This window comes from Pseudomonas citri (assembly GCF_025336485.1).
GTDB lineage: Bacteria > Pseudomonadota > Gammaproteobacteria > Pseudomonadales > Pseudomonadaceae > Aquipseudomonas > Aquipseudomonas citri.
The window spans coordinates 128127-145032 of the sequence record NZ_JAODAB010000005.1 but is presented as its reverse complement, the minus strand read 5'-3'; the positions used below and the strand labels follow the sequence as shown (position 1 = coordinate 145032).

18 protein-coding genes are annotated in these 16906 nt (G+C 61.9%); 11 read left to right on the top strand and 7 right to left on the bottom strand.

Features of this window, described 5'->3' with window-relative positions; all coding sequences use genetic code 11:
- Positions 1–8: 8 nt before the first annotated feature.
- The 7 genes from N4Q37_RS07860 to N4Q37_RS07830 all read right to left on the bottom strand — a co-directional run bounded on the left by N4Q37_RS07860 (position 9) and on the right by N4Q37_RS07830 (position 5223).
- Positions 9–620 (bottom strand): phage baseplate assembly protein V, encoded by a 612-nt coding sequence (locus N4Q37_RS07860; protein WP_260956682.1) that lies wholly within the window; start codon positions 618–620, stop codon positions 9–11.
- Between the two features lie 3 nt (positions 621–623).
- Complete coding sequence (locus tag N4Q37_RS07855) at positions 624–1136, bottom strand: hypothetical protein (protein WP_260956681.1); 513 nt, start codon at positions 1134–1136, stop codon at positions 624–626.
- A 37-nt stretch (positions 1137–1173) separates the two neighbouring features.
- Positions 1174–1524: a phage holin family protein gene (locus N4Q37_RS07850; RefSeq protein WP_260956679.1), complete on the bottom strand. Its 351-nt coding sequence runs from the start codon at positions 1522–1524 to the stop codon at positions 1174–1176.
- A 41-nt stretch (positions 1525–1565) separates the two neighbouring features.
- The gene (locus tag N4Q37_RS07845; RefSeq protein ID WP_260956677.1) at positions 1566–1994 is read right to left on the bottom strand and encodes a hypothetical protein; all 429 of its coding nucleotides are present in this window, start codon (positions 1992–1994) and stop codon (positions 1566–1568) included.
- A 527-nt stretch (positions 1995–2521) separates the two neighbouring features.
- Positions 2522–3256, bottom strand: coding sequence for a LexA family transcriptional regulator (locus N4Q37_RS07840; RefSeq protein ID WP_260957038.1), 735 nt, complete (start codon positions 3254–3256; stop codon positions 2522–2524).
- Between the two features lie 210 nt (positions 3257–3466).
- Positions 3467–4366, bottom strand: a complete 900-nt coding sequence (locus N4Q37_RS07835; RefSeq protein ID WP_390897910.1) for a proline iminopeptidase-family hydrolase — start codon at positions 4364–4366, stop codon at positions 3467–3469.
- A 95-nt stretch (positions 4367–4461) separates the two neighbouring features.
- Positions 4462–5223 (bottom strand): LuxR family transcriptional regulator, encoded by a 762-nt coding sequence (locus tag N4Q37_RS07830; RefSeq protein WP_260956675.1) that lies wholly within the window; start codon positions 5221–5223, stop codon positions 4462–4464.
- Between the two features lie 184 nt (positions 5224–5407).
- On the opposite strand from N4Q37_RS07830, the gene N4Q37_RS07825 reads away from it, so the two are divergent.
- The 11 genes from N4Q37_RS07825 to N4Q37_RS07775 all read left to right on the top strand — a co-directional run bounded on the left by N4Q37_RS07825 (position 5408) and on the right by N4Q37_RS07775 (position 16869).
- Positions 5408–6298, top strand: coding sequence for a proline iminopeptidase-family hydrolase (locus tag N4Q37_RS07825; protein ID WP_260956673.1), 891 nt, complete (start codon positions 5408–5410; stop codon positions 6296–6298).
- A gap of 3 nt (positions 6299–6301) precedes the next feature.
- Entirely contained in the window at positions 6302–7249 is a 948-nt protein-coding gene (locus tag N4Q37_RS07820; RefSeq protein WP_260956671.1) for an ABC transporter permease, read from the top strand.
- Positions 7246–8100, top strand: a complete 855-nt coding sequence (locus N4Q37_RS07815; RefSeq protein ID WP_260956668.1) for an ABC transporter permease — start codon at positions 7246–7248, stop codon at positions 8098–8100. Before N4Q37_RS07820 ends, N4Q37_RS07815 begins: the two co-directional genes overlap by 4 nt.
- Positions 8097–9083 (top strand): ABC transporter ATP-binding protein, encoded by a 987-nt coding sequence (locus N4Q37_RS07810; RefSeq protein ID WP_260956666.1) that lies wholly within the window; start codon positions 8097–8099, stop codon positions 9081–9083. Before N4Q37_RS07815 ends, N4Q37_RS07810 begins: the two co-directional genes overlap by 4 nt.
- Positions 9080–10054 carry an ABC transporter ATP-binding protein gene (locus N4Q37_RS07805; RefSeq protein ID WP_260956664.1) on the top strand — a complete coding sequence of 325 codons (975 nt, stop codon included), beginning with the start codon at positions 9080–9082 and terminating at the stop codon, positions 10052–10054. Before N4Q37_RS07810 ends, N4Q37_RS07805 begins: the two co-directional genes overlap by 4 nt.
- A gap of 35 nt (positions 10055–10089) precedes the next feature.
- Complete coding sequence (locus tag N4Q37_RS07800; protein ID WP_260956662.1) at positions 10090–11631, top strand: ABC transporter substrate-binding protein; 1542 nt, start codon at positions 10090–10092, stop codon at positions 11629–11631.
- A 434-nt stretch (positions 11632–12065) separates the two neighbouring features.
- Entirely contained in the window at positions 12066–12419 is a 354-nt protein-coding gene (locus tag N4Q37_RS07795) for a DUF6124 family protein (RefSeq protein WP_260956661.1), read from the top strand.
- 180 nt (positions 12420–12599) lie between these two features.
- The gene (locus N4Q37_RS07790) at positions 12600–12776 is read left to right on the top strand and encodes a hypothetical protein (protein WP_260956659.1); all 177 of its coding nucleotides are present in this window, start codon (positions 12600–12602) and stop codon (positions 12774–12776) included.
- Between the two features lie 194 nt (positions 12777–12970).
- Positions 12971–15538, top strand: coding sequence for a DNA mismatch repair protein MutS (gene mutS / locus N4Q37_RS07785; RefSeq protein ID WP_260956657.1), 2568 nt, complete (start codon positions 12971–12973; stop codon positions 15536–15538).
- Between the two features lie 142 nt (positions 15539–15680).
- On the top strand, positions 15681–16004 hold the full coding sequence (fdxA, locus tag N4Q37_RS07780) for a ferredoxin FdxA (protein ID WP_003184854.1): 324 nt from the start codon (positions 15681–15683) through the stop codon (positions 16002–16004).
- A 571-nt stretch (positions 16005–16575) separates the two neighbouring features.
- Positions 16576–16869, top strand: a complete 294-nt coding sequence (locus N4Q37_RS07775) for a hypothetical protein (RefSeq protein ID WP_260956654.1) — start codon at positions 16576–16578, stop codon at positions 16867–16869.
- Positions 16870–16906: the final 37 nt, after the last annotated feature.

Here is a 16906-nt window from a genome sequence, read left to right as displayed (position 1 = left end):
GAAATCTCTTATGCGGTACTGATGACGCGGCCCTGGTGATCCACCACCGGGCCGCTCAGGTGCACGCCGGAAGCGTCGAGCCGAATGCCGACGGCGCCCAGTTGCAACTCGATGATTTCAGGCGTCATCGCCAGCCGCGCCGGGCCGATGTTCAACGCCAGGGTTTCGCGGGAACCGCTGAACGCGGCCGGGCCGTTTTTCCAATGCAGGACATGGCTGGCATCGTCGTAGCCGTGTTCCGTGCCATCCCGATAGAGCCGACGCGTCAGCGAGGCCTGGGTCGAGACGGGCGGAAACTGACCACCATTGAGGCCGAACAACGCCACCGATTGCCCACCGCCGTCACCGCCACCGTGGTTCAGCAGCAGGCATTGCTCGCCCACGGAAGGAATCCGCGACTCGCTCTGCGCACCGGCGCTGGGGTTGAAAAAGCGGATGGCCGGCGTCAGCAGCCCACCATGACTGACCTTGCAGGTGTTGCTGGCTGCATCGACTTCCTGGCACACACCGATGCGACAGAAACTCTCCGCACGCCGATGCAGGTCTTCGAGCTCGGTTTCCATTTGCGCCAGACGCTCGATGATCGGCCCCAAATGCAGGCGTAAAAGCGCATCGAACATGGTTCAGCCCTCGAGTGCGGTGTATTGGTCTGGGTCGTCGATGTTCGACACTTCCCAGGTACGGGCGAATTTCGGGATACCCAGCGGGTCTTCCAGCAGCGTCGGACCGAGGTACAGGGTCTGGGCAAATGAAACGGTCCAGGCGCTGTACGGCCTGGTGCCGCCGTTGAACACGGACGCAACGCCCTCGATATCCGTGGGCCGGCTGCATTGCTCTGCCGACAGATGCCAGCGGTTATCGACGATCACGCGCTTCAACTCACAGGCCAGATCGCAGGTCGCCAAACCCGTGCCGGGCGAGACGACCTGCATGGAAAGCGTCAAAACGTGAGCGATACGCCCGTCGTTGGCACGGTTGCCTGACGCATCACGCTCAATGGCAACCAACACCCAAGGCTGATCGCCCGTGTCGTCAAAGTCCTGGTAACTCCCAACTCTCAGGCCGGGAAGGGTGGTACGCAGCATCTCGGCAATGGCGGAAAACAGCTGCGAGGGTTTTTCTATGAGTGTGGGCATTGGATTGCCTCTTTCCTGTGGATCGGCGGCATCGGGCTCACTGTTGGTCGGAACGGGAATCCGGCGGTGACACTTCGTAGAGACCAATCCGCTTGGCGACCCAGCGTTCGTAGAGACCGATGGCCACATCGGCCCCGGCCATGGCGGTCAGGCAACCCAGGGCACAGGCACTCCAGATCGACATGCCGAGGGCATACAGCAGCATCGTCGCCGAGACGCCGCAGACCACGCAGGCGCCGGAGCGCAAGGCCAGACGCCGCAACAGCGACCAGCCTCGGGCGCCCTCCTTGTCGGCGCGCCACATCTCGCCGGACACCCCGCCCACCAGGGCGAGCACGATGACCAGCCAGATCGGCATGTCCAGCAACGCTTGTTGCTCGTTTGTCATTCACGCCTCCTGGGGGTGATGGGGATTGGGCTGGATTAGGCTTACTTCGGAGCAGCGCAGGTCGCGCCTTTGTAAGTCATGGTGTAGGTGTAGTGCCGGTCCCACGACAGCGGTAGCGTGCTGGGGGCAGCCCATTCCGCGTAGTTGCCCGACATCGAGCCAACAGCAATGAACTTACCCATTGCAATGGTCGCAAGGTTGTTGGCGCTCCCTGCCCCGCTCATCGGCACACTTCCGTTCCATTGGAGATCGTCCCCGTTCTGGAACCACGCACCCTTCCAGCCCGCCTGTGAACTGGAATACCAGGTGTTGTCCGCTTTGAAACAGATCGTTTGGTTGGCATAAAAACCACCGCCCGGAACATGGTAGGAAGCGAATTGCCAAGAACCGACCGGCGAGTTTTCAGCAAACGCATGGAGGGTGTGGGTAGCCAGGACTGCTGCAATCAGCACGCTGAACATTTTTTTCATTAGTTAAATCCCTCTAAATAAATAGGTTTTTCGGTAAACGTTGATGCCACTTTTTAATCTGGACACCTCCTTAACTTTCAAACGGATTATTTGAAGCACCTCACGGCGCAGGCATTCCAAAAAGCCCGGTCGCCCAGGCTTTTCAGTAATGCGCTTGATCTTTCGGCGCGACTGGCGCGGTACGGATCCATTCAAATTGTTCCTCCGACCGCGGCCCCTGCCCGCCGGATAACTGTTTCTGGTGCTTTACGCTGCACACCCGGGCCAGTTGCCAACCCTCTGAACCGTTGAGGCCGGTTCATCGCTGCCTGTTGGTGAAACTAAAGAGCGGTTGTTGCCAGCCACTTTGTCGAGCGGCTTGGACACAGAATATGCATGCATGCATATCCAGTCAATGCGCAAATGCATTTATTTATGCGCAACGAATGCACTGATGCATCAAGACTCAGTAAATACGGGGGGTTGATAGCTTTTTGAGGGCGAAAAAAAACCCACGCGAGGGTGGGTTTTATCTGACAGCGGAGGGGCTAGCGGGCGTACATGCCCCACCAGAAGACATGGCCGAGGATGACGATCTGCTCATCCTGCATTTCCTGGAAGCTGTAGTCTTCGTCCGGATGTTCATCGCGGTTGAAGCTGCGCAAGCGAATGCCGGTGGGCAGGCGGTAGAGCTGCTTCACCCGCAGTTGGCCGTTGTGATTGATGGCATAGAGGTCGCCATCAATGATGTCACCGATCCCGCATTTACCGGCATTCACCCCGACCGTGGCCCCATCGCGCAGCACCGGCAACATACTGTTGCCGCGTACCGTCACGCATTTGGCCTGGTCGAATTGCACGCCGTTGTGACGCAGGCTGCGCTTGCCAAAGCGCAGGCTGGAGCGCTCGCTCTCTTCGATGACGAATCTTCCTGATCCAGCAGCCAATTCAACCTCACGCAGAAAAGGGACCGACACCTCGTCTTCTTCGACAGGCGTATCGTCGTCCCACAGGCTAATGTCCTTGAGTTCGGAATGCGGCTCGTCGCGGCGGGCATTGGCAGCGGGGGCAATGTCCGCGCGCCCGCGCAACTGGTCAGTGCTCACGGCAAAGTATTCGGCGAGCTTCGAGATGTGTTTATCCGAAGGATCGACGATCTTGCCGCTGAGAATCCGCGAGAGGGTGGATTGAGGCACGCCGGTACGCCGGTGAAGCTCCGTGGGGGAGATTCCGTGCTGATTGAGCAATGCTCTTAATACGGTAGAAACGTTGCGTTTTTGCATAACGCGCATAGTGCTTGTTCTTTGCGCAGAAGACAAATGCTGTTTTGCATAAATATGCATGAGCGGTGGCGCATTCGATATCACTGCACGCTGCACCACCGCCATCGCGAGACCGAACACAGCAAGCCCCATGACGAAGGGGCCTGCTTCGCCCGAGACGTCGGACCGGGCCAGCGGGAGCAAGCTCCCTCGCCACGGGGATTGGGAGCGCTACAGGTTCTCGTCGAGGAATTGGACCACCGTCCCCATGCAGGCCACCCGCTCCTCCACATGGGGCATGTGGCTGGAGTTCTCGAACAATGCCCAGCGGATGCCCGGAATCAGGTCCAGGTACGGCTTGACCACCAGCGGCGTGGCTTCGTCGTAACGGCCAGAGATCAACAGGCTAGGCACGTTGATCTGCGGCAGGCGGTCGACGATGGTCCAGTCTTTGGTGCTGCCAACGATATGAAACTCGTTGGGTCCGGTCATGGCGTGGTACACGGTCGGGTCGGCATCGACCTGGGCAAAGGTACGGGCCACCTCGTCCGGCCAGGGATTGAGGCGACACACGTGACGATCGTAGAACACCCGGGTGGCGGCAATGTAGTCGGCGGCGGTGTAGTCGCCCACGGCTTCATGGCGCAGCAAGGTGGCCTGCACGTCCTTGGGCAGTTCCTCGCGCAGGCGGTTGGCCTCCCTGACCCAGGTGCGCATGTCGGCCGGCGAGTTGGCGATCACCAGGCAACGCAGGCCCGCCGGACGCAGCACCGCGTGCTCGCTGGCCAGCATGCCGCCCCAGGACTGGCCCAGCAGGGCGTAGCGGTCGCTGATACCCAGATGTTCGAGCAGGTTGTCGAGTTCTTCCAGGAACAGCTTCACCGTCCAGAACGAGGAAGGCATCTGTGGCAGATGGGTCGAACGGCCATTACCCAGTTGGTCATAGTGGATGACCGGGTAGCCACCGGCCGCGACATCCTTGTAGGCATCGACATAATCGTAAGTGCAGCCCGGCCCGCCATGCAGGATAACCAGCGGAGTGCGACCCGAATCCAGGTCACCCGTGACGCGATACCAGGTCAGGTAGTCGCCGAACGGGGCAAAACCTTCATGCGATTTGATGAGTTCCATTCCATCCGGCTCCGTGCGAATCATGGAGCACACCATAGCCCGACGCGCGACGGGGCATAACTAGAGAGTTCTCTAGGTTTTCGGACTATTTACGTTCAATTGTCGAGCAAACGGTAATGCACCGCCCGGGCGACCGCCTGCACACGGTTCTTCGCCCCCAACTTGTGCATGGCCGAGGTCAGGTGCAGGGAAACCGTGGCCAGCGAGCGGTTCAGTCGCTCGGCGATCTGCGCCGCAGTCAGGCCCTCGGCCGCCCAGCGCAGGCACTCGAGCTCGCGGGGGGTCAGGCGAATGGCGCGATTGGCAGCCTCTTTGCCCAGCAAGGGATAGGCCACCTCCTGCAAGGCATGGGCGATCAGGCTGAAGCCGGCGAGGTTGGCCCGGGCATCGTCCAGGTCTCGCTGGCTGGCCTGGGAACGCAGGCCGGTCAGGGTCGCCAGCCCACCGCGGGGCAGATGGAGGGGCACGGTGACGCCGCAGGCCAACTGCGCATCGAGCAGGTAGCCGACCACCGGCGCATGGCGGTGATCGATCAGGCGCTGCAGGACGGTCTCGCCCTTGGGTACGTACGACCAGGCGAACGCCGCGACGGAGGAAACGGCCAATTGCTGCACCGGGTCGATCTGGTAGAAGCCTTCGGTGCACCACAAGTCCTGCCAATCCCCCGGCGTCTGGCGCAACTTGAGCACGGAAGGGGTGATCAGTTCGCCGAGGTGATCCAGCGGCACCGGACTGTAGTCGTACACCAGGGCATCGAAGCCCAATTGCGCCACCAGGTCGGCGGCGCTGTCCATTTGTTCGTCCAGGCTGCCGCCCGACGACAGACGGCCATGGAGTTCCGCCAGCTTGGCCTGCATTCCTTGCGCTCCCTTGTATGTCCCCTGTATCCCCTGGCGGATTTCCATCTTGAAATCCGGCGCGTAGAATGCCATGGCTCGGCGCGGGACTGCCAGACAAAACCTATAGGAAATACTAGCTTGTAGGCAGCTCACTCTCCTGTGCACGGTATAGCGCTAAGCCATGGCCAACAGGAGAGTAGCAATGTGGCGTGAGATACAACCTGACCAGCAGTTCAACGTATCGGTCGATGGCCACAATCTCGTGGTGTACAGCTTTGGCGAAGGGGACGAGGTGCTGCTGTGCCTCAACGGCGGGCCAGGCCTGCCCTGCGACTACCTTCGCGACGCCCATGGCTGGCTCAAGGACAAGGGCCTGCGCGTGGTCGCCTTCGACCAGTTGGGCACCGGCGCCTCCGACCGTCCCGACGACGACAGCCTGTGGAACATCACCCGCTATGTGGCCGAAGTCGAGCAGGTCCGCCAGGCCCTGGACCTCGGCCGTGTGCACATGCTCGGACACTCCTGGGGCGGCTGGCTGGCGATCGAATACGCCATCCACCATCCGCAGTCGCTCAAGAGCCTCATCCTGGAAAACACCGTCGGCGACATCCCGCACCTGAGCGGCGAGCTGGAGCGTTTGCGCGGTGCCCTGGGCAGCGAAACCGTGGCGATGATGCAGCGCTACGAGGCCCAGGGAAACTTCGACCATCCCCAGTACCAGGCCGCCATCACCTTGCTCAACTACCGCCACGTGTGCCGCCTCGACGAATGGCCGGCGCCAGTCAAACGCTCGCTGGACGACTGGAACATGGGTCCCTATGCCACCATGCAGGGCCCCAACGAGTTCCTCTATATCGGCAACCTCAAGGACTGGAACCGCCTGGAGCAGATGAGCGACTTCCGCATGCCGGTCCTGATCACCACCGGCCAGCACGACGAACTGACCCCCGCCTGCGCCCTGCGCATGAAACGGGCACTGCGTGACCGGGCCGAGCTGCACGTGTTCCCCAACAGCAGCCACATGCCGTTCTATGAGGAGCCGCAGGCGTACTTCCCGGTATTGCTGGACTTCCTGCAACGCAACCGGGACTGATCGATGAACCTGGCTCGCTACCGGTTCGTCCTGATCCGTCCGTTGCAACTGCTGCCGGTGCTGCTGGGGATCAGCCTCATCACCTTCGTACTGATCCGTTCGATCCCGGGCGATCCGGCGCGGGTGCTGCTGGGGACACGCAGTACGCCGGATGCGATCCAGAAGATCCGCGCCCAGTTCGGCCTGGACGAGCCGATCTGGGTGCAATACCTGTACTTCCTGAAGAACCTGCTCAACGGCGACCTGGGCAAATCGCTGCTGTACAAGATCGACGCCCTGCCCCTGATCGCCAGCCGCATCGAGCCCACCCTGATGCTGGTGCTAGGCAGCGTGCTGCTGGCGCTGCTCATCGCCGTGCCGCTGGCCGTGCTGGCCGCGCGCCACAAGGGCGGCTGGACCGACAACCTGATCCGCCTGTTCACCACCGCTGGCCTGGGCCTGCCGGCCTTCTGGCTGGGCCTGATGCTGATCCTGCTGTTCAGCGTCTACTGGGGACTGTTCCCGGTGTCCGGTTATGGCCAGACCTGGCCCGACAAGTTGCATCACCTGGTGCTGCCCTGCCTGACCATCGCCCTGGCGCTCTCGGCGGTGCTGGTGCGCAACCTGCGCGCCAGCATCCTCTTGGAAATGCAGGCCGACCACGTCACTGCCGCCCGTGCCCGTGGCCTGGGCGAAGGCGCGCTGCTGCGGCGTCATATTCTGCCCAACTCCATGGTACCGACCATCAACCTGCTGGCGGTCAACATCGGCTGGCTGATCAGCGGCACCGTGGTCATCGAAAGCCTGTTCTCCCTACCCGGCATCGGCCAGTTACTGGTGCGCGGCATCTTCACCCGCGACTACATGGTGGTCCAGGGCGTGGCCATGGTGCTGGCCTGTGCCACGGTGGCGGTGAACTTCCTGGCCGACGTGCTGACCACCGCCCTCGATCCCCGGGTGAAGATCCAATGAGCCACAGCCCTGCTCTTGCCGTGCGCTGGCGCCTGGGCTGGAACCTGGGCAACGGTCGCCTGACCTTGTATTGCGGCGCGGCCATCGTCCTCGGTTGGTGCCTGCTGGCATTGTTCGCGCCGTGGATCGCCCCATTCGACCCGCTGTTGCAGAACGGCGAACTGCGCCTGGTCGCCCCCAGCCTCGCGCACCCCTTCGGCACCGACAATTTCGGCCGCGACGTGCTGTCGCGGGTGATCTGGGGCGCGCGCATCGACTTGCAGATGGCCCTGATCGGGGTGATCTTCCCATTCCTGCTGGGCACCTGCCTCGGCGCCATTTCCGGCTACGTCGGTGGAGTGCTGGACAACACCTGCATGCGCCTGATCGACATTGTCCTGGCGTTCCCCTTCCTGGTGCTGATGCTGGCGATCATGGCCATTCTCGGCCCGGGCCTTGGCAGTTTCTATATCGCCATGGCATTGGTCGGCTGGGTGTCCTATGCACGGCTGATCCGCTCGCAGATCCTCGTGCTCAAGGAAAGCGACTTCGCCCTGGCCGCCAGGAGCCTGGGCTTCAGCCACCGACGCACGCTGTTCGGCCACCTGTTGCCCAATGCCTTGTTCGGCTCGGTTGTATTCTGCATGTCGGACGCAGTGCTGGTGCTGCTCAATGGCGCCGCCGTCAGCTACCTGGGCCTGGGCGTGCAGCCACCGACCCCGGAGTGGGGCTCGATGGCGGCCGAGGGCCAGAGTTTCATCACCAGCGCCTGGTGGATCTGCACCTTCCCCGGCCTGGCCGTGGTGACCCTGGCCATGGGCTTCAGCCTGCTGGCCGATGGCGTCGCCGAACGCCTGGGAGAGCGCTCATGAGTACCCCGCTGCTGCAAGTCCGGGAGCTGAGCGTGATCGCCCGCAACGATCGGCGCGAGATCACCCTGGTCGAGCGCCTGTCGTTCGACCTTGGCGAGGGCGAGATCCTTGGCCTGGTGGGCGAAAGCGGTTCGGGCAAGACCCTGGCCTGCCGCGCCCTCATGCGCCTGCTGCCGGCGCCGAACCTGCGCATCGAGGGCAAGGCCGTGCACCTGGCGGGCCACGACCTGCTGCAACTGGACGAAGCCGGCATGCGCCGCCTGCGCGGACGTGAGCTGGGCATGATCTTCCAGAATCCCAGCAGCCACCTGGACCCGCTGATGCGCATCGGTGAACAGATCGCCGAAGGCATCCGCCTGCACCAGGGCACCTCGCGTCGCGAGGCCCGCGCCGAGGCCATCGAAGTGCTGCGCCAGGTCGGTATTCCCGATCCGAAATCCCGGGTGGACAACTACCCCCACGAGTTCTCCGGCGGCATGCGCCAGCGGGCGATGATCGCCGTGGCGTTGGGCTGCAACCCGAAAGTGCTGATCGCCGACGAGCCGACCACAGCCCTGGACGTCACCGTGCAGGCACAGATCCTGCGCCTGCTGCTGGAACTGCGCGACCGTCGCGGCTTGTCGATGATCCTGATCAGCCACGACCTCGGGGTGGTGGCGCAGACCTGCGACAGCATCGCCGTGATGTACGCCGGACGCCTCTGCGAGCACGGCGACAAGCACCAATTGCTGGCCCATCCACGCCATCCGTACAGTGCCGGGCTGCTGGCCTGCCACCCCGCGGCGCAACGCCAGGCGCCGCTGATGAACACTATTGCCGGCCAACCGCCCCTGCTCGATACCCTGCCCATGGGCTGTCGCTTCGAACCGCGCTGCACCCAGGCCCTGCCGCTGTGCCGGGAGCAACTGCCGGAGCTGCTTGAAAGCCGCCCCGGGCACCGCCTGGCCTGCCACACGCCGTTGCTGGCCGGAGACCTGTCATGACCCCGCTGTTGCAAGTCAAAGACCTGCATGTGCAATTTTCCGCCGCCGGAAGCGGCTTGTTCGGCCTGCGCCCGCGCAAGGTCAACGCGGTCAACGGGGCCTCGCTGACCCTCGCCGCCGGCCAGACCCTCGGCCTGGTGGGCGAATCGGGCTGCGGCAAGAGCACCCTGGCCCGGGCCATCCTGCAACTGAACCCGGTCACCGCCGGACAGGTGATGTTCGACGGCATCGACATGACCCAGGGCCGCAAGATCGATATCGCCCGCCTGCGCCGCGAGACCGCGATGATCTTCCAGGACCCGTACAGCGCGCTCAATCCCGGCCAGCGCATCGGCCAGATCCTCGCCGAAGTCCTCCAGGTGCAGCGCAAGGTGCCCACCGAGCGGATCCCGGCGCGGGTCGACGAACTGCTCGAACTGGTGGGCCTGCGCGCCGAGCTGGCCGACCGCAAGCCCGGCTCGCTCAGCGGCGGGCAGTGCCAACGGGTCGGCATCGCCCGGGCCCTGGCCGTCGAACCCCGGCTGATCGTCGCCGACGAATGCGTCGCCGCCCTCGACGTGTCGATCCAAGGCCAGATCATCAACCTGCTGCTGACGCTGCGCGAGCGCATGGGCCTGGCGCTGCTGTTCATCACCCACGACCTGGGCGTGGTGCGCCGGTTGTGCGACCGGGTGGCGGTGATGTACCTGGGACAGATCGTCGAGGAAGGCCCCGTGGACGAGGTGTTCGACACGCCCCGCCACCCCTACACCGCCGCGCTGATTCAGTCGATCGCCGACATCGACCCGGCCCGCCGCCTGCCAGAACACCCCCTGGACGGCGAACCCCCAAGCCCGCTGCACCTGCCGTCGGGTTGCGCCTTCCACCCACGCTGCCCGCAGGCGCTGCCCACCTGCCGCGAAACCGCGCCGCCCAGCCACACACAGGGTGCCCGGCGCCATGCCTGCATCCATCCGCAACCGCCTTACTGACACAACACCCCATGACCATCAAACGGAGCTTGAGCATGAAACCCGCAACATTGAAATTACTCACCGCCGCCCTCCTGGCCGCCAGCACCCTGGCCACCGGCGCCGCCCAGGCCGCCGGCGTGCTCACCATCGGCTGCCGTGAGGAGAGCACCACCTTCGACCCGATCAAGAGCGCGCAGAACCGCGACAGTTGGGTCTTCGCCAACGTCTACGACGTGCTGGTCCGGGTCGACAACAGCGGCACCCGGCTGGTCCCGGGCCTGGCCGAAAGCTGGAAGGTCTCCGAGGACGGCCTGACCTATACCTTCAAGATCCGCGCGGCCAAGTTCTCCGACGGCACGCCACTGAGCGCCAGCGATGCGGCGTTCTCCCTGCTGCGCATCCGCGACAACCCCGGCTCGCTGTGGGCCGACTCCTACAAGATCATCGACACTGCCAAAGCCCCGGACGACCGCACGCTGGTGGTGACCCTCAAGAACAAATCGGTGCCGTTCCTCGCGCAACTGGCCACCGCCAACGTCGCGGTCCTGTCGAAGAAGGCCATGGACAAGATCGGCGAGGACGCCTACGCCCAGGAGCCGGTGACTTCCGGGGCCTTCAAGGTCAAGCAATGGCTGCGCGGTGACCGGGTGATCCTGGAAAAGAACCCCTACTTCTGGGAGGCCGACAAGGTCAGCCTGGATGGCGTGGAATGGATCTCCATCCCCGACGACAACACCCGCATGCTCAAGGTCCAGGCCGGTGAGCTGGACTCGGCGATCTTCGTGCCCTTCTCCCGCGTCGATACCCTGAGCAAAGACCCGAACCTGGCCATTCACATCGACCCTTCGACCCGTGAAGACCACCTGCTCATCAACCATGACAAAGGCTTGCTGGGCAAGGTCGAAGTGCGCGAGGCGATCGACCTGGCGATCGACAAGAAGGCGCTGGTAGACACCGTGACCTTCGGCCACGGCGAAGTCGCCTACTCCTACATTCCCAAGGGCGCGCTCTACCACAACGCCAACAACCTGCAACGTCCCTTCGACCCGGCCAAGGCCCGCGAACTGCTGAAAAAGGCCGGCGCCGAAGGGCTGAAGGTCAACTACGTGGTCAACGCCGGCAACGAGGCCGACGAACAGATCGCCGTGCTGGTGCAAAAGCAGTTGGCCGATGTCGGCATCACCGCCAACCTGCAGAAAGTCGACCCGACCCAGAGCTGGCAGATGCTGGTCGATGGCGACTACGACCTGTCGGTGATGTACTGGACCAACGACGTGCTGGACCCGGACCAGAAGACCACCTTCGTACTCGGTCACGACACCAACATGAACTACATGACCCGCTACCGTAACGACAAGGTCAAGGAAATGGTGGCCGCGGCCCGAGTCGAGATCGACCCGACCAAACGCAAGCAGATTTACGAAGAACTGCAGAAACAGGCCAAACAGGACGTCAACTGGGTAGACCTGTACTACAGCCCCTACATCAATATTTCACGCAGCAATATCCAGAACTTCCAGCAAAACCCGCTGGGACGCTTCACCCTGGAAGAGACGGTGAAACTGGAAGCCGGTGAAAAAACCGCGAAGAACTGAAGCGTGTGGGAGCGGGCTTGCTCGCTCCCATTTCATCCAGCCCCCCCCGTTCCCCCTCCAGCACTTTGGAAATTTCCCCTACAACCTCGTGGGAAAAAGCCCGTGCCGCGTCCCACAAATTTGCTACGCAAGGCTACATCGCCTTGCGCCGATGCCTACACCTACGCCAGAATCCGCCGGCTTGTGCGTCTTGGACCTCATCGGTACTTTTGATCCTGTCACTGCCCATCAGTGATCGGGTTTAGTCGCTCGGTACTCCAAGGTGCTCACAGCTCCATCAGTCAGGCATTCCCATTCCTGCACTTGACGGCGGCTGTGCGCAGGGCGCCCTCGGGCGCGCCGGTTCCTTGGATCCCCGGTCGACTAACCTGCGTACAGCTGCCACCCTCGTTTAGTCGCGAGTGAGTGGTGGCTCAACCTCAAGGATCCATAAAATGCCGAAGAACACACCCAATCCCCCAGACGATCACGTCTCCCGCAGCCAATCGGCCAACGCCAGGAAACTCGACGACGCGGCCAACCGCGCCTTGGACTACTACCTCAAGCCGAAAGCCGACAAAGAAACAGCCGAAACACTCGACACCCTCTACCTCATCGCCCCCAACATCGACGCCGAATGCCTGCTCGCCAACCTCAGCGAAACCCTGGCCTCGGCCAACGCCATGGTCAGCGACCTGGCGTTCGACCTGGAAGGCTCGCGACGACACATCGCAATGGGCGTCCAGCAAATGATCGAACTGGGTCAGTTGCTGGCGAATCGGGCGTTGGATGTGGTTGAGCCGAGATAACCCAAAGCCCAGCCCGCCGCCCCCCCCTGTGCAAGCTTGCTCGTGATGGCGGTCTATCGTTCACCTCGACACTCAAGCCTCACCCCCACTGTGGCGAGGAAGCTTGCTCCCACTGGCCTGCCGGTCTTTTTTTGAGCGTTTCGCAATGAAGCGCCTATGAACAATCATTAGGAGCGCGCTGTGATCACGAAGACAGGTTTGTCCAAAGGAGCCAAAAGCACCTTTGCCGATTTTATTCGTAGCGCAAAATCGAAGGAAAAAAAGCGCGTTTATCGCAAGATTCTGGCAGAGGCTACTAAGCAGCAAAGTCTGGTAATGATGCAAGCCGAGGTAAACGCACCTAGCGTTCAGCTTTAAAAAGAAGCCCGACCAAGTGTCGGGCTTTTATTGCCTAGCCCATGCTTCGCAAAACAGTTTCAACACACACTCACGCCTGGGTCCCCCCGCCCGCCCATGTTAACCTTGCGCCCATCGCGAAAAACCCGGGCCACCGCCCCTCCTTTTGCCCAAACCTTTCAACGAGCTTGCCTGACACCCCAATGAATACAGCCGTGAACGACCTGTCCTCCCACACGCCGATGATGCAGCAATACTGGCGCCTGAAGAACCAGCACCCCGATCAGCTGATGTTCTACCGCATGGGCGACTTCTACGAGATCTTCTACGAAGACGCGAAAAAGGCCGCCAAGTTACTGGACATCACCCTGACGGCGCGTGGGCAATCGGCGGGCATGGCGATTCCGATGTGTGGGATTCCTTACCACGCGGCGGAAGGTTACCTGGCGAAACTGGTCAAGCTCGGCGAGTCGGTGGTGATCTGCGAGCAGGTCGGCGACCCGGCCACCAGCAAGGGCCCGGTGGAACGCCAGGTGGTGCGGATCATCACCCCCGGCACGGTCAGTGACGAAGCGTTGCTGGATGAGCGCCGGGACAACCTGATCGCCGCCGTGCTGGGCGATGAACGGCTGTTCGGCATGGCGGTGCTGGACATCACCAGCGGCAACTTCTCGGTCCAGGAAATCAAGGGCTGGGAAAACCTGCTGGCGGAACTGGAGCGGGTCAACCCGGTGGAATTGCTGATCCCCGACGACTGGCCGAAAGACCTGCCGGCGGAAAAGCGCCGTGGCGTACGTCGTAGGGCGCCGTGGGATTTTGAGCGTGACTCGGCGTTGAAAAGTCTCTGCCAACAATTCTCCACCCAGGACCTCAAAGGCTTCGGTTGCGAAAACCTGACCCTGGCCATTGGTGCCGCCGGTTGCCTCTTGGCCTATGCCAAGGAAACCCAGCGCACCGCCCTGCCCCATTTGCGCAGCCTGCGTCACGAGCGCCTGGACGACACGGTGGTGCTGGACGGTGCGAGCCGTCGCAACCTGGAACTGGACACCAACCTGGCCGGCGGGCGCGACAATACCCTGCAATCGGTGGTCGACCGCTGCCAAACCGCCATGGGCAGCCGCCTGCTGACCCGTTGGCTGAATCGCCCGCTGCGCGACCTGACCGTGCTGCTGGCGCGCCAGTCGTCCATCAGCTGTCTGCTGGACCGTTACCGCTTCGAACAATTGCAACCGCAGCTCAAGGAAATCGGGGACATCGAGCGGATCCTCGCGCGGATCGGCCTGCGCAATGCCCGTCCTCGGGACCTGGCGCGCCTGCGTGACGCCCTCGGCGCCCTACCCGAACTGCAAATCGCGATGAGCGACCTCGAAGCGCCGCACCTGCAACAACTGGCGCGCACCACCAGCACCTACCCGAACCTGGCCGCGCTGCTGGAAAAAGCCATCATCGACAACCCACCAGCGGTGATCCGTGACGGCGGCGTGCTGAAGACCGGCTACGACGCCGAACTCGACGAGTTGCAATCGCTGAGCGAAAACGCCGGCCAGTTCCTGATCGACCTCGAAGCCCGGGAAAAAGCCCGCACCGGCCTGGCCAACCTCAAGGTCGGCTACAACCGCATCCACGGTTACTTCATCGAGTTGCCGAGCAAGCAGGCCGAGCAGGCCCCGGCCGACTACATCCGCCGCCAGACCCTCAAGGGCGCCGAGCGTTTCATCACCCCGGAACTCAAGGCATTCGAAGACAAGGCGCTGTCGGCCAAGAGCCGCGCCCTGGCCCGGGAAAAAATGCTCTACGAAGCGCTGCTCGAAGATTTGATCAGCCAACTGCCGCCGTTGCAGGACACCGCCGCCGCCCTGGCGGAACTGGACGTATTGAGCAACCTGGCCGAACGCGCCCTGAACCTGGACCTCAACTGCCCGCGTTTCGTCAGCGAGCCGTGCATGCGCATCAGTCAGGGCCGTCACCCAGTGGTCGAGCAAGTGCTGACCACACCGTTCGTGGCCAACGACCTGAGCCTGGACGACAACACCCGCATGCTGGTGATCACCGGTCCGAACATGGGCGGTAAATCCACCTACATGCGCCAGACCGCACTGATCGTGCTGCTGGCCCACATCGGCAGTTTCGTGCCGGCGGCCAGTTGCGAATTGTCCCTGGTGGACCGGATCTTCACCCGGATCGGCTCCAGCGATGACCTGGCCGGTGGCCGCTCGACCTTCATGGTGGAAATGAGCGAAACCGCGAATATCCTGCACAACGCCACCGAACGCAGCCTGGTGCTGATGGACGAAGTCGGTCGCGGCACCAGTACCTTCGACGGTTTGTCGCTGGCCTGGGCAGCGGCCGAACGCCTGGCGCACCTGCGGGCGTACACGCTGTTCGCCACCCATTATTTCGAACTGACGGTATTGCCGGAAAGCCAACCGCTGGTGGCTAACGTTCACCTCAACGCCACCGAACACAACGAACGCATCGTGTTCCTGCACCATGTGCTGCCCGGTCCGGCCAGCCAGAGCTACGGCCTGGCAGTGGCGCAACTGGCCGGTGTGCCAAGCGAAGTGATCAGCCGTGCCCGCGAGCATCTGAGCCGCCTGGAAACCACCAGCCTGCCCCACGAAACGCCACGCCCGAGCAAAGGCAAAGCGGTCGCGCCACAGCAAAGCGACCTGTTCGCCAGCCTGCCACATCCGGTACTCGATGAACTGGCCAAGCTCGACCTGGACGACCTGACCCCTCGTCGGGCACTGGATTTACTCTATACATTGAAGACACGGATCTAACGCACAGGCTTTCAAGCTGGTAGAATCTCGCGCGGTTTGGGATGCTGCGGACTATTAGCCTGGTTCGCAGACTATCGCTCCTGAACCTGGCGACCCCATCGTGAAGGGGCATCGCTGCCGCCGCCTGAGGAGAAAATTAGAAATGACCTTCGTCGTCACCGACAACTGCATCAAGTGCAAGTACACCGACTGCGTAGAAGTGTGTCCGGTGGACTGCTTTTACGAAGGGCCAAACTTCCTGGTCATTCACCCGGATGAGTGCATCGACTGCGCCCTGTGTGAACCGGAATGCCCGGCAAACGCCATTTTTTCGGAAGACGAAGTGCCAGCCGGCATGGAGAACTTCATCGAGCTGAACGCCGAACTGGCGGACATCTGGCCGAACATCACCGAGAAGAAAGACGCCCTGCCGGACGCCGAAGAATGGGACGGCAAGCCAGGCAAGATCGCAGACCTGGAACGCTGATTTCCTCTGCATTCATCGAAAAGGCCCTTTGCGGGCCTTTTTGCTTTCCTGGGATTCTAAAAATCGCAGGCAAAAAAAAGGGGCGGTTTGACCCGCCCACATTTTTTCCATAATCCCTTTAATCCTTTTCATCATCCTGATGAATCGCTTCCTGCGATGTCCTTCCTTCCCCATCGTCCATGACGGGTGTGTCTGTCCGTCGACACAGGACTGATATTAGTGTTTTCCTAAATGAGTGCAATTCGCCGAACATCGCCGCCAAGCTCTGTCACAGCACTTTCACAAAGAAAATTATCTTTAAAAATCAATAGTATAAAAAAAGCATGACAGCCTTTATAGGCATCTACCCTCGCAGTGGAAACCGAACGCTTACACAACACTAGGCAAAAGCTTACAAACCGAACCAGCGAATAGAGCAGGACTGGAACAAGATACCTGCGCAGACATCCCTCGCCATGGGATTTGCGGTGTCTGGGCTGGCGTGATCGCGAGCAAGCTTTGCTCCCACAGCATCTGCAGTGATTGAGAGTTTCGTGTGCCCCCCACAGGCCATTTGTTGCACGCAACATTCATGAACAACCGAGGTCCCCTGTGGGAGCAAAGCTTGCTCGCGATGGCGGTACTTCAGTTAGATCACTGCGCTTCGGCGTCAGCTTTGGCTTTTGATCTTGATCTCAACGCCCCATCAACCACGCTGGCCGAACGCAGGCAGCGTTCTTTGCTTACTTTCTTCTGGGCCGGCATTCCGGGGCGTCTGAAAGACAGTAAGTCGCCGTCAGGGCGAAACCGCCAGCCGCCGTTACCGCAGCAACGGATATACATGCCCCCAGAAACAAAACCAAAAAAAGGCGCCTTTCATCTCTGAAAAAGCGCCTTTTCTCAAGCAAACAGCACTAAGAACC

Bases quoted from the DNA above. Each gene is read 5' to 3' on its own strand.
- N4Q37_RS07830 (WP_260956675.1), bottom strand. From the start codon at position 5,223: ATGCAGGCCAAGCTGGCGGAACTCCATGGCCGTCTGTCGTCGGGCGGC.
- N4Q37_RS07845 (WP_260956677.1), bottom strand. From the start codon at position 1,994: ATGAAAAAAATGTTCAGCGTGCTGATTGCAGCAGTCCTGGCTACCCAC.
- N4Q37_RS07820 (WP_260956671.1), top strand. From the start codon at position 6,302: ATGAACCTGGCTCGCTACCGGTTCGTCCTGATCCGTCCGTTGCAACTG.
- N4Q37_RS07825 (WP_260956673.1), top strand. From the start codon at position 5,408: ATGTGGCGTGAGATACAACCTGACCAGCAGTTCAACGTATCGGTCGAT.
- N4Q37_RS07795 (WP_260956661.1), top strand. From the start codon at position 12,066: ATGCCGAAGAACACACCCAATCCCCCAGACGATCACGTCTCCCGCAGC.
- fdxA (WP_003184854.1), top strand. From the start codon at position 15,681: ATGACCTTCGTCGTCACCGACAACTGCATCAAGTGCAAGTACACCGAC.
- N4Q37_RS07810 (WP_260956666.1), top strand. From the start codon at position 8,097: ATGAGTACCCCGCTGCTGCAAGTCCGGGAGCTGAGCGTGATCGCCCGC.
- N4Q37_RS07835 (WP_390897910.1), bottom strand. From the start codon at position 4,366: ATGGAACTCATCAAATCGCATGAAGGTTTTGCCCCGTTCGGCGACTAC.
- N4Q37_RS07805 (WP_260956664.1), top strand. From the start codon at position 9,080: ATGACCCCGCTGTTGCAAGTCAAAGACCTGCATGTGCAATTTTCCGCC.
- N4Q37_RS07860 (WP_260956682.1), bottom strand. From the start codon at position 620: ATGTTCGATGCGCTTTTACGCCTGCATTTGGGGCCGATCATCGAGCGT.
- N4Q37_RS07855 (WP_260956681.1), bottom strand. From the start codon at position 1,136: ATGCCCACACTCATAGAAAAACCCTCGCAGCTGTTTTCCGCCATTGCC.
- N4Q37_RS07840 (WP_260957038.1), bottom strand. From the start codon at position 3,256: ATGCAAAAACGCAACGTTTCTACCGTATTAAGAGCATTGCTCAATCAG.
- N4Q37_RS07815 (WP_260956668.1), top strand. From the start codon at position 7,246: ATGAGCCACAGCCCTGCTCTTGCCGTGCGCTGGCGCCTGGGCTGGAAC.
- N4Q37_RS07850 (WP_260956679.1), bottom strand. From the start codon at position 1,524: ATGACAAACGAGCAACAAGCGTTGCTGGACATGCCGATCTGGCTGGTC.
- N4Q37_RS07800 (WP_260956662.1), top strand. From the start codon at position 10,090: ATGAAACCCGCAACATTGAAATTACTCACCGCCGCCCTCCTGGCCGCC.
- N4Q37_RS07775 (WP_260956654.1), top strand. From the start codon at position 16,576: ATGAACAACCGAGGTCCCCTGTGGGAGCAAAGCTTGCTCGCGATGGCG.